The organism is Azospirillum sp. TSH100, from assembly GCF_004923295.1.
Classification (GTDB): Bacteria; Pseudomonadota; Alphaproteobacteria; order Azospirillales; family Azospirillaceae; genus Azospirillum.
The window spans coordinates 336,669-360,370 of record NZ_CP039636.1 but is presented as its reverse complement, the minus strand read 5'-3'; the positions used below and the strand labels follow the sequence as shown (position 1 = coordinate 360,370).

The 23,702-nt window shown below is 68.1% G+C and carries 22 protein-coding genes; 17 read left to right on the top strand and 5 right to left on the bottom strand.

What is annotated here, in order from left to right; all coding sequences use genetic code 11:
• Window positions 1-5 precede the first annotated feature (5 nt).
• Window positions 6-1,031, bottom strand: a complete 1,026-nt coding sequence (locus tag E6C72_RS19400) for a hypothetical protein (RefSeq protein ID WP_247875712.1) — start codon at window positions 1,029-1,031, stop codon at window positions 6-8.
• 200 nt (window positions 1,032-1,231) lie between these two features.
• Between E6C72_RS19400 and E6C72_RS19395 the strand changes: the two genes are divergently transcribed.
• Window positions 1,232-2,560 carry a GH1 family beta-glucosidase gene (locus E6C72_RS19395; RefSeq protein WP_109085829.1) on the top strand — a complete coding sequence of 443 codons (1,329 nt, stop codon included), beginning with the start codon at window positions 1,232-1,234 and terminating at the stop codon, window positions 2,558-2,560.
• Between the two features lie 78 nt (window positions 2,561-2,638).
• On the opposite strand, the gene hutU is transcribed toward E6C72_RS19395, so the two are convergent.
• Genes hutU through hutI form a run of 3 tightly spaced genes read right to left on the bottom strand, consistent with a single transcriptional unit; the run spans window position 2,639 to window position 6,350 of the window.
• Entirely contained in the window at window positions 2,639-4,321 is a 1,683-nt protein-coding gene (hutU, locus tag E6C72_RS19390) for a urocanate hydratase (protein ID WP_109085830.1), read from the bottom strand.
• A gap of 50 nt (window positions 4,322-4,371) precedes the next feature.
• Entirely contained in the window at window positions 4,372-5,100 is a 729-nt protein-coding gene (hutC, locus tag E6C72_RS19385; protein WP_109085831.1) for a histidine utilization repressor, read from the bottom strand.
• Complete coding sequence (gene hutI / locus E6C72_RS19380; protein WP_109085832.1) at window positions 5,097-6,350, bottom strand: imidazolonepropionase; 1,254 nt, start codon at window positions 6,348-6,350, stop codon at window positions 5,097-5,099. The genes hutC and hutI overlap by 4 nt, the downstream gene beginning before the upstream one ends.
• 243 nt (window positions 6,351-6,593) lie before the next feature.
• On the opposite strand from hutI, the gene E6C72_RS19375 reads away from it, so the two are divergent.
• The 4 genes from E6C72_RS19375 to E6C72_RS19360 all read left to right on the top strand — a co-directional run bounded on the left by E6C72_RS19375 (window position 6,594) and on the right by E6C72_RS19360 (window position 11,028).
• Entirely contained in the window at window positions 6,594-7,958 is a 1,365-nt protein-coding gene (locus E6C72_RS19375) for a formimidoylglutamate deiminase (protein ID WP_109085833.1), read from the top strand.
• Window positions 7,955-9,493: a histidine ammonia-lyase gene (gene hutH, locus E6C72_RS19370; protein WP_109085834.1), complete on the top strand. Its 1,539-nt coding sequence runs from the start codon at window positions 7,955-7,957 to the stop codon at window positions 9,491-9,493. The genes E6C72_RS19375 and hutH overlap by 4 nt, the downstream gene beginning before the upstream one ends.
• Window positions 9,490-10,305: an N-formylglutamate deformylase gene (gene hutG, locus E6C72_RS19365; protein WP_109085835.1), complete on the top strand. Its 816-nt coding sequence runs from the start codon at window positions 9,490-9,492 to the stop codon at window positions 10,303-10,305. The genes hutH and hutG overlap by 4 nt, the downstream gene beginning before the upstream one ends.
• Before the next feature lie 87 nt (window positions 10,306-10,392).
• Window positions 10,393-11,028 carry a phosphatase PAP2 family protein gene (locus E6C72_RS19360; protein WP_109085836.1) on the top strand — a complete coding sequence of 212 codons (636 nt, stop codon included), beginning with the start codon at window positions 10,393-10,395 and terminating at the stop codon, window positions 11,026-11,028.
• 4 nt (window positions 11,029-11,032) lie between these two features.
• Here E6C72_RS19360 and E6C72_RS19355 read toward each other — a convergent pair whose 3' ends face one another.
• Window positions 11,033-12,265 carry a plasmid replication protein gene (locus E6C72_RS19355; RefSeq protein WP_109085837.1) on the bottom strand — a complete coding sequence of 411 codons (1,233 nt, stop codon included), beginning with the start codon at window positions 12,263-12,265 and terminating at the stop codon, window positions 11,033-11,035.
• A gap of 659 nt (window positions 12,266-12,924) precedes the next feature.
• Between E6C72_RS19355 and E6C72_RS19350 the strand changes: the two genes are divergently transcribed.
• The 12 genes from E6C72_RS19350 to E6C72_RS19295 all read left to right on the top strand — a co-directional run bounded on the left by E6C72_RS19350 (window position 12,925) and on the right by E6C72_RS19295 (window position 23,667).
• On the top strand, window positions 12,925-13,806 hold the full coding sequence (locus E6C72_RS19350) for a helix-turn-helix domain-containing protein (RefSeq protein ID WP_109085838.1): 882 nt from the start codon (window positions 12,925-12,927) through the stop codon (window positions 13,804-13,806).
• Window positions 13,803-14,444: a hypothetical protein gene (locus E6C72_RS19345; protein WP_109085839.1), complete on the top strand. Its 642-nt coding sequence runs from the start codon at window positions 13,803-13,805 to the stop codon at window positions 14,442-14,444. The genes E6C72_RS19350 and E6C72_RS19345 overlap by 4 nt, the downstream gene beginning before the upstream one ends.
• A 148-nt stretch (window positions 14,445-14,592) precedes the next feature.
• Window positions 14,593-15,255, top strand: coding sequence for a ParA family protein (locus tag E6C72_RS19340; protein ID WP_109085840.1), 663 nt, complete (start codon window positions 14,593-14,595; stop codon window positions 15,253-15,255).
• Window positions 15,252-15,821: a hypothetical protein gene (locus tag E6C72_RS19335; RefSeq protein WP_109085841.1), complete on the top strand. Its 570-nt coding sequence runs from the start codon at window positions 15,252-15,254 to the stop codon at window positions 15,819-15,821. Before E6C72_RS19340 ends, E6C72_RS19335 begins: the two co-directional genes overlap by 4 nt.
• A gap of 55 nt (window positions 15,822-15,876) precedes the next feature.
• Window positions 15,877-16,797 (top strand): LysR family transcriptional regulator, encoded by a 921-nt coding sequence (locus E6C72_RS19330; RefSeq protein WP_109085842.1) that lies wholly within the window; start codon window positions 15,877-15,879, stop codon window positions 16,795-16,797.
• Window positions 16,798-16,982: 185 nt separating this feature from the next.
• On the top strand, window positions 16,983-18,323 hold the full coding sequence (locus tag E6C72_RS19325) for an ABC transporter substrate-binding protein (protein ID WP_199228751.1): 1,341 nt from the start codon (window positions 16,983-16,985) through the stop codon (window positions 18,321-18,323).
• A 227-nt stretch (window positions 18,324-18,550) separates the two neighbouring features.
• Window positions 18,551-19,417, top strand: coding sequence for a branched-chain amino acid ABC transporter permease (locus tag E6C72_RS19320; protein ID WP_109085843.1), 867 nt, complete (start codon window positions 18,551-18,553; stop codon window positions 19,415-19,417).
• Window positions 19,417-20,433 (top strand): branched-chain amino acid ABC transporter permease, encoded by a 1,017-nt coding sequence (locus E6C72_RS19315; protein WP_109085844.1) that lies wholly within the window; start codon window positions 19,417-19,419, stop codon window positions 20,431-20,433. Before E6C72_RS19320 ends, E6C72_RS19315 begins: the two co-directional genes overlap by 1 nt.
• Window positions 20,430-21,149: an ABC transporter ATP-binding protein gene (locus E6C72_RS19310; RefSeq protein ID WP_199228752.1), complete on the top strand. Its 720-nt coding sequence runs from the start codon at window positions 20,430-20,432 to the stop codon at window positions 21,147-21,149. Before E6C72_RS19315 ends, E6C72_RS19310 begins: the two co-directional genes overlap by 4 nt.
• A gap of 67 nt (window positions 21,150-21,216) precedes the next feature.
• The gene (locus E6C72_RS19305; protein ID WP_109085865.1) at window positions 21,217-21,921 is read left to right on the top strand and encodes an ABC transporter ATP-binding protein; all 705 of its coding nucleotides are present in this window, start codon (window positions 21,217-21,219) and stop codon (window positions 21,919-21,921) included.
• 99 nt (window positions 21,922-22,020) lie between these two features.
• On the top strand, window positions 22,021-22,809 hold the full coding sequence (locus E6C72_RS19300) for a putative hydro-lyase (RefSeq protein ID WP_109085845.1): 789 nt from the start codon (window positions 22,021-22,023) through the stop codon (window positions 22,807-22,809).
• An 84-nt stretch (window positions 22,810-22,893) separates the two neighbouring features.
• Entirely contained in the window at window positions 22,894-23,667 is a 774-nt protein-coding gene (locus E6C72_RS19295; protein WP_158280163.1) for an ABC transporter substrate-binding protein, read from the top strand.
• Window positions 23,668-23,702 lie beyond the last annotated feature (35 nt).

Here is a 23,702-nt window from a genome sequence, read left to right as displayed (position 1 = left end):
AGCGGTCAGCCTTCGCTGACGCGGCGGCAGCGGCGCTTGATGAGGGACAGCGCCTCTTCCGCTCGGTCGCCGGTCAGGTCGAAGCTCCGTTCGTCCAGCAGCACGCCGTCGGAGTTGTAGGCGCGCAGCTGCAAGCCTTCCGGACCCTCGCTCACCGTCACGTCGAGAACACCGTCGCCGGTCTCGTTGCCGGCGATGTCGAGGAAGTCGTTGACCTCGTCGAAGTTGGCATCCACCTCGTCCGGCCAGACGCCCTCGGCGGTAAAGTCCAGCAGGTCGTTCAGCCCGCCGACCGGCTCGCAGCGCTTGACCCGCGGGTCGGCGGCGGCGACCGCCTCGGCGAAGGCGGCCATCGACTGGCGGATGCGCTCCTGCTCGATCGGGTCGATCTCCATCTCCTGCCCTTCGCCGGCGAAGCCGAGGTTGAGCGGATCGGGCATCGCCTCGCCGTCCTGCTCGGCATCCTCCTCGATCACCAGACCGACGACGCTGACGAGGCGGATGCCGGTGTCGTCGGCGGAAGCGACCAGATCCTGTTCGCGCACGAAGGTCTCCGCCGCCTGGGTCGAGTCGATCAGGCGCCGCAGCAGGGTGCGGCGGTCGGCAGCCTCCAGATAGGACAGCGGTTCCGGGTCCAGCCACAGCGGCAGCAGCCGCATGTCGGTCGCCTTCTCCAGCAGCCCGGCCGAATCGAGCGCGCGTTCGATGGTGTCGACCGACGGCGGCTCGTCCAGCCGGCCGTCGACCTCCAGCGCCAGCCAGAACAGGGTCGACAGGGTCGGGTCGCCATGCTCGTCGGTGCTCTGCGCCGTTTCGGAGAAGGCCTCGACCTCATCCATGAAGTCGTAGCCCTCCTCCTCGCGCAGCTTGCCGACCGCGGCTTCGATCACGCCCTGGCGATTGGTGTCCAGAACCTCGTCCAGCAGGGCGCCGAAGCGTTCGTCGTTGTTGCGCCACAGCCGGACCAGCCGGTCGGCCGGCGTCCCGCTGAACTGGCCGCCCTTGCCGTTGACTCCGTCCTTCTTCGCCATGATGCGCCCGTTCCTTTCTGAATTCGCTCGTCCGGTCGGCGTGACCATAGGAGCGCCGCGCCGTCCTGTCGACCGCGATATGGTGACGGACAACCCGGCGGGGAGTGGTGCCCCGCGCAGCCCGGCAGCGACGATTGGCCCCTTCCGTCCGGACGGGAAAGGGGTAGGATTCCCGGTGTCCTCCACTCGGGTGAGCCGCCATGGCCGAACGTCCGGTTTTTCCCAAAGACTTCCTGTGGGGCGCCTCCACCTCCGCCTATCAGATCGAGGGCGGGGCCGAGGCCGACGGGCGGGCGCCCAGCATCTGGGACAGCTTCTGCAAGTTGAAGGGCCGGGTCGACAATGGTGACAGCGGCGACGTCGCCTGCGACCACTACCACCGGATGCCGCAGGATGTCGACCTGATGGCGGAGCTGGGCCTGCAGGCCTACCGCTTCTCCGTTTCCTGGCCACGGGTGCTGCCGCGCGGGCGGGGGGCGCCGAACGAAGCAGGGCTGGATTTCTACGACCGGCTGATCGACCGGCTGCTGGACAAGGGGATCGAGCCCTGGCTGTGCCTCTATCACTGGGATCTGCCGCAGGCCTTGCAGGATCTGGGCGGCTGGAGCAGCCGCGACAGCATCGGCTGGTTCGAGGATTACGCCGCCCTCTGCGCCCGGCGCTATGGCGACCGGGTCAAGCGCTGGGCCACCTTCAACGAGTTCTCGGTCTTCACCCTGTTCGGCTGGGCCTTCGGCTGGGGAGCGCCCAGCATCGCCGACCGCGCCACCCATTTGAAGGTGATCCACCACGTCAACCTCGCCCACGGCGCCGGGGTGGACGTGCTGCGCGCCCTGGTGCCCGATGCCTCCATCGGTGCGGTGCACAGCGTGCAGCCGATGCGGCCGGAGACCGACAAACCTGAGGATGTCGAGGCGGCGGCCCTGTTCGACGAGCATTGGAACCGCGCCTTTCCCGACGCGCAGCTGCTGGCCCATTACCCGCGCCGCATCGCCGAGGCGATCGAGCCCTATGTCCAGCCCGGCGACATGGCGCGCATCGCCCGGCCGGTGGACTGGTTCGGGCTGAACCATTACGCCCCGGTCTATGGCCGCCGGGACGACAGCCTGATCTGGGGCTTCGGTTTCGGCTCGCCGCCGCCGGGGATGAAGCGGACGGCCATCGACTGGCCCTATGACCCCGGCTGCTTCCGCGACACGCTTGTCGACCTGACCCGCCGCTACCGTCTGCCGATCTACGTCACCGAGAACGGCTATGGCACCAAGGCGGCGGAGACGCCGGACGCCGAGGGTCGCGTGATGGATGCGGAGCGTCTCGCTTACCTTCAGGCCTACATCGCGGCGATGGCGGAGGCGACGGGGTTGGGGGCCGACGTGCGCGGCTATTTCGTCTGGTCGCTGCTGGACAATTTTGAATGGGGCGGCGGCTACGGCACCCGGTTCGGGATCGTCCGGGTCGATTTTGAAACCCAGGCGCGTATCCCGAAGGAATCCGCGCGCTGGTATTCGGATCTGATCCGGGGGATGTGAGGGAAATGAGCGACCGATCCCCTCACCCCGACCCTCTCCCCAGGGGGGAGAGGGGGATATCACGCTCCCCCCTCGCGCTTACTTCAAAAACGGCAGGTTCAGCCCCTGCTCCTTGGCACACTCGATGGCGATGTCATAGCCGGCGTCGGCATGGCGCATCACGCCGGTGGCCGGGTCGTTCCACAGCACGCGCTCGACCCGCTTGGCCGCCGCGTCGCTGCCGTCGCAGACGATGACCATGCCCGAATGCTGCGAGAAGCCCATGCCGACGCCGCCGCCATGGTGCAGGCTGACCCAGGTCGCCCCGCTGGCGGTGTTCAGCAGCGCGTTCAGCAGCGGCCAGTCCGACACAGCGTCGGTGCCGTCCTTCATCGCCTCGGTCTCGCGGTTCGGGCTGGCGACCGAGCCGCTGTCGAGATGATCGCGGCCGATGACGATGGGGGCCTTCAGCTCGCCCGACTTCACCATCTCGTTGAAGGCGAGGCCGAGACGGTGGCGCTGTCCCAGCCCGACCCAGCAGATACGCGCCGGCAGGCCCTGGAACTGGATGCGCTTGGCTGCCATGTCGAGCCAGTTGTGCAGGTGCGGATCGTCGGGGATCAGCTCCTTCACCTTGGCGTCGGTCTTGCGGATGTCCTCCGGATCGCCGGACAGCGCCGCCCAGCGGAACGGGCCGATGCCGCGGCAGAACAGCGGGCGGATATAGGCGGGGACGAAGCCGGGGAAGTCGAAGGCGTTCTCCAGCCCCTCCTCCATCGCCATCTGGCGGATGTTGTTGCCGTAATCGACGGTCGGGATGCCCATGGCATGGAAGGCCAGCATGGCTTCCACCTGCACCCGCATCGACTTGCGCGCGGCGGCGGCGACGGCGGCCGGCTGGCTTTCGCGGGCACTCTCCCACTCCTCCAGCGTCCAGCCCTGCGGCAGGTAGCCGTTCACCGGATCATGGGCCGAGGTCTGGTCGGTGACGATGTGCGGCCGGGCCTTGATGTCGGTCTCGGCGCGGCGCGCCAGTTCGGGGAAGATGTCGGCGGCGTTGCCGAGCAGGCCGACCGAGATCGCCTCGCCCTTGGCACAGGCCTCGTTGATCCAGGCCAGCGCCTCGTCCAAATCGGCGGTGTGGCGGTCGAGATAGCCGGTGCGGATGCGCATCTCGATGCTGCTGGGGCGGCATTCCACCGCCAGCATGCAGGCGCCGGCCATCGTCGCGGCCAGCGGCTGCGCCCCGCCCATGCCGCCGAGGCCGCCGGTCAGGATCCACTTGCCCTTCAGGTCGCCGTTGTAATGCTGGCGCCCGGCCTCGACGAAGGTCTCGTAGGTGCCCTGCACGATGCCCTGGCTGCCGATGTAGATCCAGCTGCCGGCGGTCATCTGGCCGTACATCGCCAGACCCTTGCGGTCCAGCTCGTTGAAATGCTCCCAGGTCGCCCAGCGCGGCACGAGGTTGGAGTTGGCGATCAGCACGCGCGGGGCGTCGGCATGGGTGCGGAAGACGCCGACCGGCTTGCCCGACTGGACCAGCAGGGTCTCGTCGTCGTTCAGCGTCTTCAGCGTCGAGACGATGCGGTCGAAGCTCTCCCAGTCGCGGGCGGCGCGGCCGATGCCGCCATAGACGACCAGCTCCTGCGGCCGCTCCGCCACGTCGGGATCGAGGTTGTTCATCAGCATGCGCATCGGCGCCTCGGCGAGCCAGCTCTTGCAGCTCAGTTCGGGGCCGTGCGGGGCACGGATGACGCGCTGGTTGTCGAGGCGGGATGACATCTGGTGATGGCTCCTGATGGGAGGGATGTGCTTTTCGAGATTTTGCTTTGTCAGGCAGGCGGCAGTTGGAACCGCGCCCCCAGCCGGTAGCGGCTGCCGGGATGCACCAGCATCGCGACGGTGACGACGCGGCCCTGCACCCAGGTGCGGCGGGTGACGCGCAGGCAGGGCTCGGTGACGGGAATGTCGAGCAGGCGGGCGATCTCCGCCGTCGGCGACACCGCTTCGATGACGTGCTCGACCTGCGGCGAGGATTCCAGCCGGATCAGGTACTCGCCCGGCGTCTGGCGGGTGAAGTCCTGGTCCAGATAGTCGGGCGCCACAGCCGGGTTGACCCAGCGTTCCTCCAGCTGGACCGGCACGTCGCTTTCGCTGTGGACGACGATGGAGTGGAACAGCCTCGCCCCCACCGGCAGGTTGAAGCGGCGGGCCAGCCCGGCATCGGCAGCAACCGCGAGCAATTGCTCCACCCGGCAGGAATGGACGTTGCCGCGCTCGGCGATCTCGTCGGCGATGCTGCGCAGTTCCACCACGTCGGTGCTGGGCGGCCGTTCGGCGACAAAGGTGCCCAGCCCCTGGACCCGGGTCAGCAGCCCTTCGTCGGTCAGGTCGCGCAGCGCGCGGTGGACCGTCATGCGGCTGACCGAGAATTCCTCAAGCAGCTTGTGCTCGGATGGGATCTGGAAGCCTTCGGGCCAGTCGCCGGAGCTGATCCGGCGGCGGATGGCCTCCTTGATCTGGGCGTAGCGCGGCTGGGCGGTGGAGATGGTGTCGCTCATGCGGCCTCCGCTTCGATGCGCGGCTTGCGGACCACACCGCCATTCACCACCGCCATGCAGGGGTTGAGGCCGATGGCGTAGGCCAGTTCCGCCGGATGCTCGATGCGCCAGACCGCCAGATCGGCACGCTTGCCCGGCGCGATCACACCGCGGTCGTCGAGGCCCAGCGCCTTCGCCGCATGGCGGGTGATGCCGGCCAGCGCCTCCGCCGGGGTCAGCCGGAAGAAGGTGCAGCCCATCGACAGCATCAGCAGCAGCGAGGTCACCGGCGAGGTGCCGGGGTTGTTGTCGGTGGACAGCGCCATCGGCACGCCATGGCGGCGCAGCAGATCGATGGGCGGCAGCCTGGTCTCGCGCAGGGCATAGAAGGCGCCGGGCAACAGAACCGCCACCGTGCCGGCCTTGGCCATGGCGGCGACGCCGTCCTCGTCGAGATGCTCGATGTGATCGGCCGACAGCCCGCCGAACTCGGCCACCAGACGGGCGCCGCCCAGGTTGCTGAGTTGCTCGGCATGCAGCTTCACCGGCAGGCCGAGCAACTTCGCCGTCTCGAACACCCGGCGGGTCTGGGCGACGGAGAAGCCGATCCCCTCGCAGAAGGCGTCCACCGCATCGGCGAGGCCCGCTTCGGCGATGGCCGGCAGCGTCTCGGCGCAGATACGGTCGATGTAGCCGTCCGCGTTGCCCTTGAATTCGGGCGGCAGGGCGTGGGCGCCGAGATAGGTGGTTCGCACCTCCACCGGGCGGACCTGGGCCAGCCGGCGGGCGACGCAGAGCATGCGCGTCTCGGTTTCGGTGTCGAGCCCGTAGCCGGACTTCACCTCCACCGTCGTCACGCCCTCGGCCAGCAGGCTGTCCAGCCGCGGCAGGCTGGCGGCCAGAAGCTGGTCCTCGCTGGCGGCGCGGGTGGCGGTGACGGTGGACAGGATGCCGCCGCCGGCCCGCGCGATCTCCTCATAGCTGGCGCCGTTCAGCCGCATCTCGAACTCGCGGGCGCGGTTGCCGCCATGGACGAGGTGGGTGTGGCAGTCGATCAGGCCGGGAGTCATCCAGCCGCCCTGCCCTGAATGAACCTCGGTCGCCAGCGCGTCCGGCGCATCGGTCAGGTCGACGCGGCGGCCGACGAAGGCGATGCGTCCGTCCTTGATGCCCACCGCCGCGTCGGCGATGGCGCCATAGCCGTCGTCGCCGCTCATGGTGGCAACGGACAGGTCGATCCACAGGGAATCCCACGGCGCGCTGGTCGGCATCGGTTCGAATCCTTCTACTCGGTCCAGTCCCCTCTCCCCCCCGGGGAGAGGGTTAGGGTGAGGGGGATGCGTGGCGGCCCGTCGACAAAAATCCATCCTGTGCGTCCCCCTCACCCCAGCCCTCTCCCCGAGGGGAGAGGGAGATTAGCCCAGGCTTGGGAGAGGCACGCTAACGAAAGAAGGCTCTTGGCAGCAAGTTGCCTATACTTGTATAGTGTTGTCTATAATAGCGAGGGCGCCCTCATGAGCAACCTGTTTTTTGCCTCGGCGCTGCTGCCGGACGGCTGGGCGGAGGATGTGCTGGTCACGGTGGACGAGCGCGGCCGGATCGTCTCGGCAACGCCCGGCGCCGCCTGCCCGGCCGATGCGGAGCGCTTTGCCGGGGCGGCGGTCGCCGGCATCGCCAACCTGCACTCCCACGCCCACCAGCGCGCCATCGCCGGGATGGGCGAATCCTCCGGCGAGGGCTCCGACAGTTTCTGGAGCTGGCGAGAGGTGATGTACCACGCGCTCGACCGCATGGATCCGGAGGATTTCGAGGCGGTTGCCGCCCAGCTCTATGTCGAGACGCTGAAGGCCGGCTTCACTGCCATCGCCGAATTCCATTACCTGCACCATGACCGCGACGGCAGCGCCTACGCCGACCCGGCGGAGATGAGCCACCGCGCCATTGCCGCCGCGCGTGCCGTCGGCCTGCCGATCACGCTGCTGCCGGTTCTGTACAATGCATCGGGCTTCGGCGGCACCCCGCCGACCGCCGGGCAGCGCCGCTTCATCCACGACGGGGCAGGGTTCGCCCGGCTGACCGGGGCCCTGCGCAGCGCCTATGGCGCAGCCGACGACGTGCAACTCGGCATCGCCCCGCATTCCTTGCGCGCCGTGCCGGACGGGTTGCTGACCGAGACCGTCGCCGCCCATTCGCAAGGGCCGGTCCACATCCACATCGCCGAGCAACGCCGGGAGGTCGAGGACTGCCTCGCCCACCATGGCCGCCGTCCGGTCGAGCATCTGCTGGACACCCAGCCGGTCGATGGCCGCTGGTGCCTGATCCACGCGACCCATATGACCGAGGCCGAGGTGACGGGCGTTGCAGTCAGCGGCGCCGTCGCCGGCCTGTGCCCGACCACCGAGGCCAATCTGGGCGACGGCTTCTTCACCGCCGAACCCTACATGGCGCAGGGCGGGCGCTGGGGCATCGGGTCCGACAGCCACATCTCCGTCAGCCCGGTGGAGGATCTGCGCTGGCTGGAATATGGCGCGCGGCTGACCAGCGGCCGGCGCACCGTCCTGGCCGGCGGCCCCCGAGGTTCCACCGCCCGCCGGCTGGTGGAGGACGCCCAGGCCGGCGGCGCACAGGCGACCGGCTTCGAGGCCGGGCGCATCGCCGCCGGGCTTCGCGCCGACCTCGTCCTGCTCGACACCGACCACCCGCTGCTGGCGGCGCGAAAAGGCGACGCGCTGCTGGACGGCTGGATTTTCGCCGGCAACGCTCCCCTCGTGCGCGATGTGGTGATCGCCGGACGCGCCGTCGTCCGCGACCGCCATCACCCGCGCGAGGAGGAGATCGCCGACCGCTTCAAAAAGACACTTGGGAGACTTCTGGGATGAGCGAGAGCATCACTCTGGTTCCGGGCGCGCTGTCGCTCGACACGCTGCGCAGCATCTACCGCGACCGTCCGGCCCTGACGCTCGACCCGGCGGCCTATCCGCGGATGGAGCGCTCGCGCGCGCTGATCGACCGGATCGCCGGCGGCGACGAGGCGGTCTATGGCGTCAACACCGGCTTCGGCAAGCTGGCCCACACCCACATCGCCGCGTCGGATCTGGAGACGCTCCAGCGCAACCTGATCCTGTCGCACGCCACCGGCGTCGGCGCCCCGCTGGCCGACGGCGTGGTGCGGCTGATCCTCGTCATCAAGGCGGTCAGCCTCGCGGTCGGCGCCTCGGGCGTCCGTCCGGCGCTGGTCGACGCGCTGCTGAAGCTCTATGAGGCCGACGTGCTGCCGGTGGTGCCGGGCAAGGGCTCCGTCGGTGCCTCGGGCGATCTGGCGCCGCTGGCCCATCTGTGCGGCGTGCTGCTCGGCATCGGCCATGTCCGGGTGAAGGGCGAGACGCTGCCGGCGGAAGAGGGGCTGCGCATCGCCGGCCTGCCGGTCTTCGACCTGAAGGCCAAGGAAGGTCTTGCTCTCATCAACGGCACCCAGGTCTCCACCGGTCTGGCGCTCGCCGGCCTGTTCGAGATCGAGCGCACCTTCAAGGCGGCGCTGGTCGCCGGCTCCCTGTCGGTCGAGGCGGTGATGGGCAGCCATCGTCCGTTCGACGCCCGCATCAGCGCGCTGCGCGGCCAGCCCGGCCAGATCGCCGTCGCCGCCGCCTTCCGCGAGGTGCTGGCCGGCAGCGAGTTGAACGCCAGCCACCAGGGCCCCGACTGCCACCGGGTACAGGACCCCTACAGCCTGCGCTGCCAGCCTCAGGTGATGGGCGCGGTGCTCGACCAGATGCGGCAGGCGGCGCGCACCCTGGTGATCGAGGCAAACGGCGTCACCGACAACCCGCTGGTGCTGGTCGACACCGGCGAGGTGCTGTCCGGCGGCAACTTCCATGCGGAGCCGGTGGCGATGGCCGCCGACCAGCTCGCCATCGCCGCGTCGGAGATCGGCGCCCTGGCCGAGCGCCGCATCGCAATGCTGATCGACACCACCATCAGCGGCCTGCCGCCCTTCCTGGTCGCCGAGCCGGGGCTGAATTCCGGCTTCATGATCGCCCATGTCACCGCCGCCGCCCTGGCGTCGGAGAACAAGACGCTCGCCCACCCCGCCAGCGTCGACAGCCTGCCGACCTCCGCCAACCAGGAGGACCATGTCAGCATGGCGACCTTCGCGGCGCGGCGGCTGGGCGACATAGCCGGCAACGTCGCCGACATCGTCGGTATAGAGCTTTTGGCCGCGATTCAGGGGCTGGAGTTCCATCGCCCGCTGAAGACCACCGAGCGGCTGGAGCAGGCCATCGCCACCATCCGCGCCGAGGTGCCGCGCTATGAGGTGGATCGCTACTTCGCCCCGGATCTGGCCGCCATCGGTGCGCTGGTGCGCAACGGCGCGCTGGACCAGCTGATGCCGGTTTCGCTGGAGACCGCGCAATGACCGGCACCGTCTTCGATCTAGTGCGGGGCGAAGGGCCGCTGGTTGTCAGCATGCCCCATTGCGGCACCGAGCTGTCCCCCGGTCTGGCCGAACGGTTGACGGACGAGGCGCTGACCCTGCGCGACACCGACTGGCACATGCCGCGCCTGTACGGCTTCGCCGGGAACATGGGCGCGACGCTGCTGAGCGCGCGCTATTCCCGCTATGTCATCGATCTCAACCGGCCGCCCGACGGTGAGAGCCTCTATCCGGGACAGGCGACCACCGGCCTGTGCCCGGACATCCTGTTCGACGGCACGCCGCTCTACCGCGACGGGCAAGCGCCCGACGCGGACGAGGTGGCGCAGCGGGTGGAGGGCTATTGGCGCCCCTACCACGCGGCGCTGGCGGCGGAACTGGCGCGGGTGAAGGCACGGCACGGTTTCGCCCTGCTCTATGACGCCCATTCGATCCGCAGCCATGTGCCGCGCCTGTTCGACGGGCGGCTGCATGACCTGAATCTGGGAACGGCGCGGGGCACCAGTTGCGATCCGCAGCTGGCCGCCCGCGTCGTCACGGCGATGGAAAGCGCGGCGGCGGCGGAGGGGATGACCTGCGTCACCAACGGGCGCTTCGTCGGCGGCCACATCACCCGGGCCTATGGACAGCCGGCGGGCGGCGTCCACGCCATCCAGATGGAACTGGCGCAGGACCGCTATATGGACGAGGAGGCGCCGCCCTTCGCCTATCGCCCCGACCGGGCGGAAAAGCTCCAGCGCGTGCTTACAGCGGTGCTGGACGCCTTCACCGGCTGGCGACTGGCGCAAGGCTGACCCACGACGGGGGCGCGGAACCGCCCCCGCGTCTGCCGCGTTCCCCTGCGGCGCCAATCTTGCGGCGCGTCATGCAGGGGGCCGGCATTGAGCGACATCATCGGACAGAGCGGAGACCAGCGCGGCATCGAGAATCCGGGCGGCGGGATCGGCTATGGCGGACAGCCCGCTCCCGCTGCGCTTCAGCCGGCCCTGACCGCCGTCGACACGCTGGATGCGAAGCTCCACGACATTGTCACCTGCGATCCGGGTCCGATCAGCCAGGCGCTGGCAACCGCGGGCCATTACGTCATAAAGCGCCATGTGCTGATCCCCGGTTTCGCCATCGCCGGCCTCGTCGGTCTGCTGACCGGGCAGCCGGACCTGCGCCGGACCGGTGCCGTCGGCGTGGCCGGACTGGTGGCAACCGCCACGGCCAGCCGTTCGATCAAGCGTTACGTGAAGCGCCGACGCCCCGACGAATGCGAGCCCCGGCGCAAAGCGGGATGGCGGATCAGCGCCCGCTCGCTGCCGTCCGGGCATACGGCGAGCGCCTTCGCCGCAGCGACCGCACTCGCAACGGTCAGCCGGACGCCGGCGCAAAGCATGCTGATCTACGGAACTGCGGCAGCGCTCGCCAGCGGCCGGGTGGTGAAGCACCGGCATTGGGCGTCCGACGTGCTGGCCGGCGCCCTGCTGGGAACCGCGATCACGCTGGTGGCGCGGCGCCTGCTCGCACGCTGAGCCGTTACTTCTTCGGCAATGGCAGTGCGGTTTGCTCCGGCTTGGCGGGATCGGCCAGCCGCTTTGCGCGCTTGTTGCGCATCTCCGCCACCTCGCCGGCCTTCAGTGGCACGAAGCCATCCGGGCGCATGGCGTTGCCGACGATCTGCTTGAGCAGGTCGATGTTGGTGGTCTGCACCCGACGGCCTCGGCGGACCTGATCGAGGAACTTCTGCGACGGGGTCAGCACATAGTCGATGGCGTCGATGCGCTTGCCGACCTTGGTGTATTCCTTGTCGGCGATGTCGAGGATCCCCTCCTCCACCAGCGCGTCGACAGCGGCGGTCACCACGCGCAGGGTGTCGCGGCGGCGCGACCACTCGTTCATGCCGCTGTTCTTGATGATCTCGTCGGCGCTGATCGACACCGGCTTCGCCTCGTCATCGGCGGTATCGTATTCGATCGACAGGCGGTTGTAGAGCCAGCGCGACACCGGCGACTTCAGCTTCATCAGCCAGGCGTAGGAAACCGGCTTGAACTCCAGGTCGCGGATGGCGGCGGAGACCAGCGGATTGAATTCCAGATAGGTCTCCTCGACCCCGCCGTCCTCGTCGACCAGATCGGGGCGCGAGCGGATCGCCAGCACCGGGAAGGCGGTCGATTCCAGCAGGTTCTGCCCGCGGCTCTTCTTGCCCGGCTCGGCGCTGCCGCCGGTGGAGATGATGATGCGGGAGCGGGCCAGGATGGTCAGCGATTCGCGGATGTCCTGGATCGACAGGGTGTGATTGACCGATCGCAGCTCCCGCTGGATCTCATAGAGGCTGAAACGCATCTGCACCTTGTCGCGGTTCTCGCCGGTCAGCGACAGGCGCGAGCGGTCCATGGCGAGGCGTCGGACGACCTGCTCCACCACCTGTTCGCGCTCCGACGGGAAGATCTCCACTTCGACCAGATCCGGGCCGGCACCGGGGACGCGGTCGTCCTTCTTGGCGGTGCTGAGCCGATCGATACGGGCAGGTTGCACGGTCAGGCGGTAGTTGCGGCCGCGAAAGGCGAACTCGCGCCGCACCGACTTGATGAAGTTGTCCTTGGTGACCAGCTCGCCCTTGTCCTTGGCCGCCTTCTCCTTGTCATTGTCGCGGGAGACGAACACGAACCGCGGCGCCAGATCGTACAATGCGATCAGGTGCGATTGCGAACGGTCTTCCAGCTCGAACAGGATAAGCTGCGCGGCGCTGGTCGGGGCCATCTTGCTCATGAACGTCTCCGAAGGTCGGGAGTAACCATGGCGCGGCGGACCCGCCGGTGCAACAGAACGCGGTGAAATTACCGCATCCGGGATGGAGTGACAGCCCGCGGATATGGCGCTCCGCCCCGCGATGATGGAGCAACGGCCCGCGATCATGGAGCGATAGCCCGCGATTGGCGCATCGAGCCTCGTCTGACAGGGCCCGCAGCCGCGACTCCTTGAAGAATCGGGGAGAATCGGCCGCAGCCAGCCATCCGGCATCAGAAGCCGAACCGCGGGCTGCGGCTCCATGGCCGTCGGGAGCGGATGGATGAATGGCCGGATTGCTCGCGACCGCCGCTGTCAGCGGACAATCGCGGGCTGTTGCTCCAGGATCGCGGCGAGCAACGGCAGGCCAATCGCGGGCAAAAGCTCCATATCCGCGATCAAAGGCACCAGGATTCCGATTCGGCCGGACATCGCGGGCTAATGCTCCATGGTCGCGGGCAGGGGCTTTACGGTCGCGGGCTGTCGCTGACCATACGCGGGTTTCTGCTCCATGGGTCGGCCATGGAGTTGCTGCCCGCGATTCGACTCTGCCGCCCACCGCTCCGAATCCTCCCAGCCAATAGAGACGGCCAGCCATGCGGCCAATCTTGCGCTCATGGCGCGGAGGAGTATCGCCACAGATGATTGAGAACAGCACGAACCCCAACCGCACCGGCCAAAGCCGCACCGGACAGAACCGCTGGGGCCGGATCCCGGCCTGGTGGCTCGACCATCCCGACCTCGACGCCGACGGCCTTGCCGTGCTGGCGGCGCTCAGCACCTACGCCGACGAGGCGGGGGTGTGCTGGCCGTCGCAGGCGACACTGGCGGAAAAGCTGAAGCGCAGCCGGCCGACCGTCAACCGGATCCTCGGCAGGCTGGAAGCGCTTGGACTGGTTGGCATCGAACACCGCCGCTCGGCCAATGGCGGACGTCTGAGCTGCCGGTACCGGCTGGTTCTGCTGGCCGACGACAGGGTGGCCGACCGGGCCGGCGAGGGTGCGGGGATGGACAACCCCGCTGATTCAGCAATGGACTCCCCCTGTTCAGCAGCGAGTCACGAACAGCCTGAATCAGAACAGATTCCTGACACGCTCCACCGACGCGCACATGACGGGATCGCTGATCAAGGAAGTGCCAACCGGAAGATTGTCGGTGCCGCTGAACAGGTTCCGCAGGACTGGTTGCCGGCCCCGGCCGACCGGCACTGGGCGGCCGGGCGCTTCCCGGCCGTCGATGTCGATGCCCATGCTGAACGCTTCGTCCAGCAATGCCGCGCCCATGGCTATCGGTATCGCGATCCGGCTGCCGCATGGCGATCCTGGCTGTTGCAGGACGCCGGGCGTATGGCGCCACAGCCCGCGGCAGCAGTCCGTGAAGCGAAGAGCCGGGCAGGGCGCCGTTCAACATCGTCCGAGGCGACGATGGCTGCCGAACAACGCCTCTCGGCCTGGGCCAGCGTCGCCGCGCGCCTGAACGGCACGCCCTCCAACGCATCCGCCAATCCCTGGGGAGTCGCATGAGCAATCTCCATCCGTTTCCCGCATCGCCGGCTGCGCCGCCCAGCCTGCCGCTGCCCTTCGATCCGGCAATGACGCCGGCCTTGCGCAGCCGGATGCTGCGCGAGGCGTTGCCGGAGCCGTTGCGATGTCTGCTCGACCGTGGGCATGTGGGCCGTCACAGCCGGTTCACCGAAGATGGCTTCGCCGACGTGGTGGAGGACTGGACGCCGCCGGACGGCGTGACGCCGCGCCATGCCGCATTGGCCAGGAAGGCTCTCGCGGAAATCGACGACAGTATCCTGGCGCCGGCACCGGCAAACCATCTGCTCGGTCGGGTGCTGGCTCTGCTCAGCCATTTCCCGGCGAAGGCAACGACGCCGGAGGTGGAGCAATTGCTCGCGATGGACTGGGCCGACGATCTGGGAGAGTTTCCGGCCTGGGCCATCGATCAGGCGGCGCGGCGCTGGCGCCGCACCCGCAAATGGCGGCCGAGCATCGCCGAGATCCGCAGCCTGTGCGAAGAGGCCTGCGCCGTCGAACGCGCACTCGCCGACCAGTTGCGCGCGATCGCGATGGCCGGTGAGCGGGTTGGGGAAACTGGCGGTGGAGCCGGTGCTGTGCGGCCGATGCTGGCGTCGGCGATGCGCCGTATGCGATGATGGGGATGATTTCTGTCTTAGGGAGCTGGTCTGTGGCGGGGACGACACCCTGTCCGGGCACGGCGAAGCTAAGACATGTCTTAGATTTGCGTCACGGCCGCCCTTTGGTAAAAGGGGCGCACAGCCGATGGCGATAAGGGGCACTGCAATGGGCAACGACACGGGACACGGGCCGGTGAAGCGCTTGCTGGTCAATGGCCCGAAGGGCGGGATCGGCAAGACGACCCTCAGCCGCAACATCGCGGTGGCGGCTGCGCTGGACGGCTGCACGGTGGCGACGCTGGACCTCGATCCGCAGCGCAGCCTGACCAAATGGTTCGCCAAGCGGCCGGACGGCATGGCCACCATCACCCATTTCGAGGCCGGCATGACGCCGGTCGACATCCGCGCTGCCCTGGACGGCATCGCGGGCTTCGACCTGCTGGTGATCGACACGCCGCCGTCGATCGAGGACCATCCGGAGGAATTCAAGCTGCTGGCGCTGTCGTCCGACCTGATCGTGGTGCCGACCGGGCAGAGCGACGACGACCTCGATTCCGTCCGGCCCTGGATGCGCTTCGTCCGCCGCTATGGCAAGAATGCCGCTTTCGTGATGAACCGCGTCAAGCCGCGCACCCGCGGCTTCACCGAGGCGCAACGCAAGCTGCTGGGCGACGGCCGGATCTGCCCGGTCGAGGTGCCGGATTACGAGGACATCCAGTTCACCGCCGGCCGTGGTCTCGGCCTGCTGGAGCTGAAAGGCGGCAAGGGCGCGGAGCATGTCGCCGGCGTCTGGGCCTTCGTCCGCCATGAACTGGAGCTGGCGCAATGAGCGGGTTCAAACAGGTTTCCAAGGCCCAGGCCCGCCGCCACATCGCGGTGGACGAGCGGATCGAGCGCATGTCGGAAGCGACGGTCGACCTCGTCCGGCGCGAGGAGTTCGTCCAGGAAATCTCGACCCTCTGGCGCAGCGCGCAGGAGAAGTTCCTGCTGATCGGCCGCTATCTGGTCCAGGCGCGGGCGCGCCTGCCGCATGGCGAGTTCCAGGCGATGGTCGAGAATGAACTGCCGTTCGGCTATCAGGTCGCCTACCAGCTGCGCATGGTGGCGGAGGCGGTGGACAGCGGCCGCCTGCCAGGGGCGAAACTGCCGCCGAGCTATGCCACCGTCTACCAGCTGGCCACGCTCAACAGCGAACAGCTGCGGTTGGCCGACCAGCGCAACCTGATCCGGCCCGACGTCACCCGGCCGGAGATCGTCCGCTTCAAGCGCGACCTGCGCAACCGCGCCATCGACCATGTCAGCCGCCGCGAGGCGCTGGAGGCGGAACGTGATCGGCTGCGCGAGCGGCTGTCGGTGATCGAGACCGAACTGGCGACGCTGGACGGCCGGGACTGATCGACCGGCGACGGTGGTGCGGCGTGCGATGATCCGGAACGGGGATGAGTGAAGCATGCTGGACCTGAAGTCGCTGGAGACCTTCATCTGGACGATGCGGCTGGGCGGGTTCCGCCGGGCGGCCGAGCGGCTGAACACCACCCAGCCCGCCGTCTCCGCCCGCATCGCCCAGCTTCAGGACGAGCTGGGCGTGGTGCTGTTCGAGCGGGTCGGCCGCCGGGTGGCGCCGACGCCGCAGGCGATGGTCCTGCTGACCTATGCCGAGAAGATGATGGCGCTCAGGTCGGAGCTGCTGACCGCGGTGGCCGACCGCAGCGCCATTCGCGGCGTCATCCGGCTGGGCGTGGCGGAGACGGTCGTCCACACCTGGCTCAGCCAGTTGATCGAACGGTTGAACGCCTTGTACCCCGCCGTGTCGCTTGAGATCGAGGTCGAGACCTCGCCCAGCCTGCGCGATGCGCTCGCCCGGCACGAGCTGGACGTGGCGGTGATGCTTGCCTCCTACACCGACGTGCGCTTCAGGGCGATCCCGGTCGGCAGCTATCCGCTGGGCTGGGTGGCCAGCCCGGCTCTGCGCCTGCCGGAAGAACCGGTGTCGCTGAGCGATCTGGCGGCCTGGCCGATCATCACCTTCTCCCGCACCACCCAGCCCTACGGCGTGATCCGCGAGATGTTCTCCTCCGTCGGCCTGCCGGTGCGGATGTTCGGCAACAGCTCGCTCGCCAGCGTCGTCCGCATGGCGGTGGATGCGGTCGGCGTCAGCGTGATCCCGACGGTGATCGTCCAGCGGGAACTGGCCGAGGGGCGGCTGCGGCTGATCCGGTCGCAGGCGCCGCTGCCCGGCATGACCTTCTGTGCCGCCCATTCCGCCACCGCGGAGAACCATATGGCGTCGGTCGTCGCGGATCTGGCCGCCGCCGTGGCCGCCGAATACGAGGCGACGACAGGCAACGAGGCGCCCCAGATGGTGGAATGACCGCGGCAGAGCAAGCACAGACGGTCGGCGGGCGATTGATCGCCGTTGCTTATCAATCGAGATCAAAACATACGATTGGACGGACCCAAGACTGTTCGTGTCATCATCCTGTCAGAAGCGCAACCAAACAGCCGCAAAGGCCCGCGCTGCAAGCCACCAAGGCACTGAACAGAGGAGATTTCACGATGCGGTTCGCGGCAGCGATCACCGAACCCACCCGCACGCCCAAAGGCAACGCTTCCACCCGGCGCCAGACGATCAAGCGCATGCTTGCCGCGGCGGCCCTGCTGACCACGACCGCGCTGACCGGCATCGGCTTCGGCGCCGCCCCGGCCCATGCCGAGGATGAAATCCGCATCGGCGTGATCTATCCGCTGACCGGTGCCGCCGCCTCCACCGGCGTTGAACTGAAGGCCGCCGCCGAACTGGCCGCCGCCATCGTCAACAAGGAAATCCCCGCCCCGCCCGGTCTGGTCGCCGGCATCGGCCTGCCGAACCTGAAGGGGGCCAAGATCAAGCTGATCTTCGGCGATCACCAGGGCAACCCGCAGGTCGGCGCCACCGAGGCGGAGCGGCTGATCACCAGCGAGAAGGTCGTGGCGCTGACCGGCGCCTATTTCTCCAACGTCACCGCCACCGCCAGCCAGGTCGCCGAACGCTACGGCGTGCCATTCCTCAACGGCGAGTCCTCCTCCGCCTCGCTGACCCAGCGCAAGTTCAAATGGTTCTTCCGCACCACGCCGCATGACGACCTGTTTGTCGGCAACTTCTTCACCTTCCTCGGCGACATGGAGAAGAAGACCGGCGACAAGCTGCGCAGCATCGCGCTGTTCAACGAGAACACGCTGTGGGGCAACGAGACGACCAAGCTGCAGGTGAAGCTGGCGGAGGAGCAGAAGTTCACCATCGCCGAGAAGATCCTCTACCCGGCCAAGACCACCCAGATGACGTCGGAGGTGCAGCGCATCAAGGCCGCCGCCCCGGCGGTCATCATGCAGTCGAGCTATCTCGGCGACGCCATCCTGTCGATGAAGACCTACAAGGAACTGGGCTTCTCGCCGAAGATGCTGCTGGCCAACGACGCCGGCTTCAACGACAGCGAGTTCCTGAAGACCATGGGCAAGGATGGCGAGTTCGTCATCAGCCGCGAGGTCTGGGCGCTCGATCAGGCCGAACGCAACCCGCTGATCAAACAGGTCAACGACCTGATGCGGCAGCGCGCCGGCGTGAACTTCAACGGCAACTCTGCCCGCGCCTTCACCGGCATCGCAGTGCTTGCCGACGCGCTGGACCGCGCCGGTTCGACCAAGCCGGACGCCATCCGCGAGGCGCTCCAGAAGACCGACATCCCGGCCAGCGGCCTCATCATGCCGTGGAAGGGCGTCAAGTTCGACGCCAACGGCCAGAACGAATTGGGCCAGGGCATCATCGTCCAGGTGCAGGGCGGCCAGTATGTGACGGTGTGGCCGTTCGACGTCGCGACCAAGCCGGTCGTCTACCCGATGCCGGCCTGGGACGGCCGCTGACCACCGCTTCCTTCATCGGACTGCTGCTTACCCTTTCCCTTTCCGGAAACAGGGCAACCCGCCGCTTTCGCGGCGGGTAGGGCATCGGAGATGTACCGTCGGTCCCGCGCTTCGATCCACGATGCACCTCCTGCCCGGCGCCTTGGGCGCCACCCATTCCCGGATGAGGAAGGGGATTTTCCCGCACAGCTCCTCCGGCCCACCCTGACCGAAAAAGGGGTGCTGCGATGACCGCAGACATTCTCATCCAAGTGCTCGTCTCGGGCCTGCTGATCGGGCTGATCTATGCCCTGGTCGCGGTGGGCCTGACGCTGATCTTCGGCGTGATGGACATCGTCAATTTCGCCCATGGCGAATTCCTGATGCTGGGCATGTATGCCAGCTTCTGGGCCTTCGCCCTCTTCGCCATCGACCCCATCGTGGCGCTTCCCCTGACCGCGCTGCTGCTGTTCGCGGTCGGCGTCATCGTCTACCAGACGGTGATCCGCCGCATCCTGAAGGCGCCGATGCTCTCGCAGATCTTCGCGACCTTCGGCCTGATGATCCTGCTGCGCGGTCTGGCGCAGTTCTTCTGGAAGCCGGACCACCGGCTGATCCCCCACAGCCTGGTCAGCGGCAACATCGCGTTGGGACCCGTCCAGTTCGGCCTGCCGCAGTTCGTGGCGGCGCTCGGGGCCGTCGGCGTCACCGGTGCCCTATGGATATTCCTGCACCGCACCCGTCTCGGCACCGCGCTGGAAGCCACCGCCATCGACCGCGAGGCGGCCACCCTGATGGGCATCGACGGGCAGAAGATGTTCGCCCTTGCCTGGGGCATCGGCGCCGCCTGCGCCGGCCTGGCCGGCGGGCTGATCGCCACCTTCTTCCCGATCTTTCCGGAGGTGGGATCGAACTTCATCCTGATCGCCTTCGTGGTGGTCGTGCTGGGCGGCTTCGGCAGCGTCACCGGCGCTTTCCTGGCCGGCATCATCGTCGGCCTGATCGAGGTGCTGGGCGGTTTCCTGATCGGCCCGGAATACAAGACCGCCATCGTGCTGTCGCTGCTGCTGGTCGTGCTGCTTGTGCGTCCGCGCGGCCTGCTGGGGAAAGCCTGATGACGACCGGAACCAACTCCTCCCGCAAGGCAATGGGCACTGCCGCCCTGCTGGCGCTCGCCGCCGTCCTGCCGCTGGCGATCACCGAACCGTCGCAGCAGAATTTCCTGATCCTGATCCTGATGGGCGCCCAGATGGGCGTCGCCTGGAACATCGTCGGCGGCTATGCCGGTCAGGTCTCGCTCGGCCATGCGGTGTTCTATGGCATCGGCGCCTACAGCTCGACCATGCTGCTGACGGTGCTGGGGCTGACGCCCTGGATCGGCGCCCTGGCGGGCGGCCTGCTGGCTGCGGTCTTCGCGCTCGCCATGGGGTGGCCCTGCTTCCGGCTGAAGGGGCATTATTTCGCCATGGCGACCATCGCGGTGGCGGAGATCATGCAGATCCTGGTCACCAACAGCGACTTCCTGGAGGGTGCCGTCGGCCTTTATCTGCCGATGGACCGCAGCGGCTGGGGCTGGCTGATCTTCCTGTCCAAGCTGCCCTACTACTACGTCATCCTCGGCCTGCTGGTGCTGACGGTGCTGGTGTCCTGGGCGATCGAGCGCAGCCACATCGGCTATTATTTCCGCGCCATCAAGGACGAGCCGGAAGCGGCCCGCGCGCTGGGCGTCAGCCTGACCCGCTACAAGCTGATCGCGCTGTCGGTGTCGGCCTTTCTGACCGCGATGGGCGGTAGCTTCTACGCCCAGAAGGAGATGTTCATCGATCCGGGCTCCGTCTTCGCCGGGACGATCTCGATCAAGATCGCGCTGATCGCCATCCTGGGCGGGGTGGGCCGGCTGACCGGCCCGGTGCTGGGCGCCGTCATCCTCATCACCATCGAGGAATACAGCCGCACCCTGTTCGGCAGCACCGGGTCCGGCACCGACATGATCATCTACGCGGCCATGATCATCCTGGTCGCCGTGTTCAGCCCGTCCGGCGTGCTGGGCCTGCTGGGCGACCTGCGTCGCCACCTGCCCGGTGCCAAGCCGGCCGGGGGCAAGACCAGCGCCAAGGAGATCCGCCCGTGAACACCGCTCCCCTGCTTGCCGTCGACGGCCTGGGCAAGGCCTTCGACGGACTGGTCGCCAACCGCGACATCAGCTTCGTCGTCCATCATGGCGAGATCATCGGTCTCATCGGCCCGAACGGCGCCGGCAAGACCACCCTGTTCAACTGCCTCGCCGGCTTCCACACCCCGACCACCGGCCGCATCGCCTTCGAAGGGCACGACATCACCGGCTCCACGCCCGAAGCGGCCGCGGCGCTCGGCATCGCCCGCACCTTCCAGATCGTCCGTGTCTTCCAGTCGATGACGGCGCTGGAGAACGTGATGGTCGGCGCCATGCTGCGCAACAAGCGGGTGGCCGAGGCGCGCGACCGGGCGGAGCAGGAGCTGGCCTTCGTCGGCCTGTCGCACCGGGCGGACACCCCGGCGTCCGACCTGACGGTGTCGGAGCAGAAGCGGCTGGAGGTCGCCCGTGCGCTCGCCACCGAACCGAAGCTGATCCTGCTGGACGAGGTGATGGCCGGCCTCAACCCGACCGAGGTGCGCGAGGCATCCGCCCTGGTTCACCGCATCCACCAGCGCGGCATCGCCAGCATCATCGTCGAACATGTGATGGAGGGCATCATGCCCATCGCCCACCGGATGCTCGTGCTGGATTATGGCGCCAAGATCGCCGACGGCACCCCGGCCGAGATCGCCGAGAACCCGGCGGTCATCGCCGCCTATCTGGGGGAGTGACACGATGCTGCAACCGATGCTGTCCGAACCCGTCCGCCCCGTCGCTGTCGCACCCGTGGGCGAGACGATGCTGCAGGTCCGCAACATCCAGTCCAGCTACCGCCGCGTCCCTGCGATCCGCGACGTCAGCCTGACCCTGAACCGCGGGGAGATCGTCGCCCTGGTTGGCGGCAACGGCAATGGCAAGTCGACCACGCTGCGCGCCGTCGCCGGGCTGAACGCGCTTGACGGTGGGTCGGTCCTGCTGAAAGGCCAGGACATTTCGTCCGTCCCTGCCCACGAGCGGGTGAAGCGCGGGCTGGTCCTGGTGCCGGAAGGCCGCCGCCTCTTCCCGCGCCTGACGGTCGAACAGAACCTGATGCTGGGCGGCTTCACCAGCAGTGATGCGGCCAAGCGCGAGGAAACGCTCCAATTCGCCTACGACACCTTCACGGTGCTGGGCGAGCGGCGCAAGCAGCAGGCCGGCACCCTGTCGGGCGGCGAACAACAGATGCTGGCGATGTGCCGCGGCCTGATGAGCCAGCCCGACCTGCTGATGCTGGACGAGCCGTCCTGGGGCGTGGCGCCGAAGCTGGTGACCCGCATCTTCGAGACCATCCAGCTGATCCGCCGGCGCGGCATCACCGTGCTGCTGGTCGAACAGAACGTCCACCGCGCGCTGGAGATCGCCGACCGCGGCTATGTCATCCAGACGGGCCGCGTCGTGATGGAAGGCAGCGGCCAGGATCTGCTCGGCAACGACGAGGTGCGGCAGGCGTATCTCGGCATGTGAGAGAGCGTGGCCGTTGCCGGCCCCCAGCTCTTGCGGCCGTTGCCCTCTCCCGGGGCGGGAGAGGGGGATATATAAAACACCAAACCCCGGACCATTCCCATGACGACCACTCCCCTCACCCCCGCCGCCGAACGCCTGCGCATCCGCAGCGGTGCCAACAGCGGCCAGACCGCCGGCCTCGCCCCCGGCCATGTCCAGGCGAACCTCGCCATCCTGCCGGCCGACTGGGCCGGCGACTTCCTGCGCTTCTGCCAGGCGAACCCGCGGCCCTGTCCGCTGCTGGCGGTGTCGGAGGTCGGCGATCCGCGCCTGCCGACTCTCGGCCAGGACATCGACATCCGCACCGACGTGCCGCGCTACCGCGTCTATCGCGACGGCGTGCTGACCACCGAGCCGACCGACATCACCGACCTGTGGCAGGACGATTTCGTCGCCTTCCTGATCGGCTGTTCCTTCTCCTTCGAGGAGGCCCTGCTGGCTGATGGCGTGCCGGTGCGCCACATCGCGATGAACCGCAATGTGCCGATGTACGAGACCAGCATTCCCTGCACGCCGGCCGGCCGCTTCAGCGGCACCATGGTGGTGTCGATGCGGCCGATGGTGCCGAAGGACGCCATCCGCGCCATCCAGATCACCTCGCGCTTCCCGTCGGTGCATGGCGCGCCGGTGCATTTCGGCGATCCGGCCGCCATCGGCATCCGCGACATCGCCAAGCCCGAGCATGGCGAGGCGGTTCCGGTCGAACCCGGCGAGGTGCCCGTCTTCTGGGCCTGCGGGGTGACGCCACAGGTCGCGATCCGCACTGCCCGCCCGCCGATCGCCATCACCCACAGCCCCGGCACGATGCTGATCACCGACCTGCTCAACACGCATCTGTCGGTGCTCTGACCCCACTTCCCCCCGCTTCACCCCTGCATGACCGGCCGCCGCGCGGGCATTCCGCCCCGCGCGGAGACGGTGGAGGCTTGCCCGATGCCAACCCCGTTTTCATTCCGCCTGCTCTCTCCCAGTGTTCTGGGCACCGCTCTGCTGCTGACGGCCGTTGCGGCGCCGGCCTCCGCCGACCAGCTGCGCATGGTGGCGCTCAGCTTTCCGCCGCTCATCTACGACGACGGCGGCAAGCCGGCCGGCATCGCCTACGACATCGTGACCGAGGCGATGAAGGCCGCCGGGCACAGCGTCACGGTGGAGATCATGCCGTGGGCGCGGGCGCTCGACACCGTGCGCGAGGGCGGGGCCGACGCCATCTTCACCGCCTACAAGACGCCGGAGCGCGAACAGTTCCTGAATTACTCCACCCAGGTGCTGGTGCCGCAGGTGGTGTCGCTGTTCGTGGCGAAGGACAGCCCGGTCAGCTTCGACGGCGATCTGTCCAAGCTGGCCGACCGCAAGTTCGGCGTGGTCAACCAGATCAGCTACGGTTCCATCCTCGACGACGCGATCAAGGCCGGCGTGCTGCCGGCGGTGGAGAAATCCAACGACAGCGACAGCAACGTCAAGAAGCTGGTCTCCGGCCGCTTCGAGGTGATGCCGAGCAACCGTTACGTCGCGCAGTATTTCCTGAAGCAGGCTGGTGCCCTGGACCAAGTCAAGGAACTGACCCCGGCAGTGCAGGACATCCCCAGCTACATCGCCTTCACCAAGGCGCGCGACACCGGCAAGCTGCGTGACGAGTTCGACGCCGGCGTTGCGGCGATGAAGGCCAGCGGCGCCTATCAGCAGATTCTGGACAAATACGCCCGCTGATCTGCGGGCCGCTTTTCCCCTTCGACCAGCTTTCG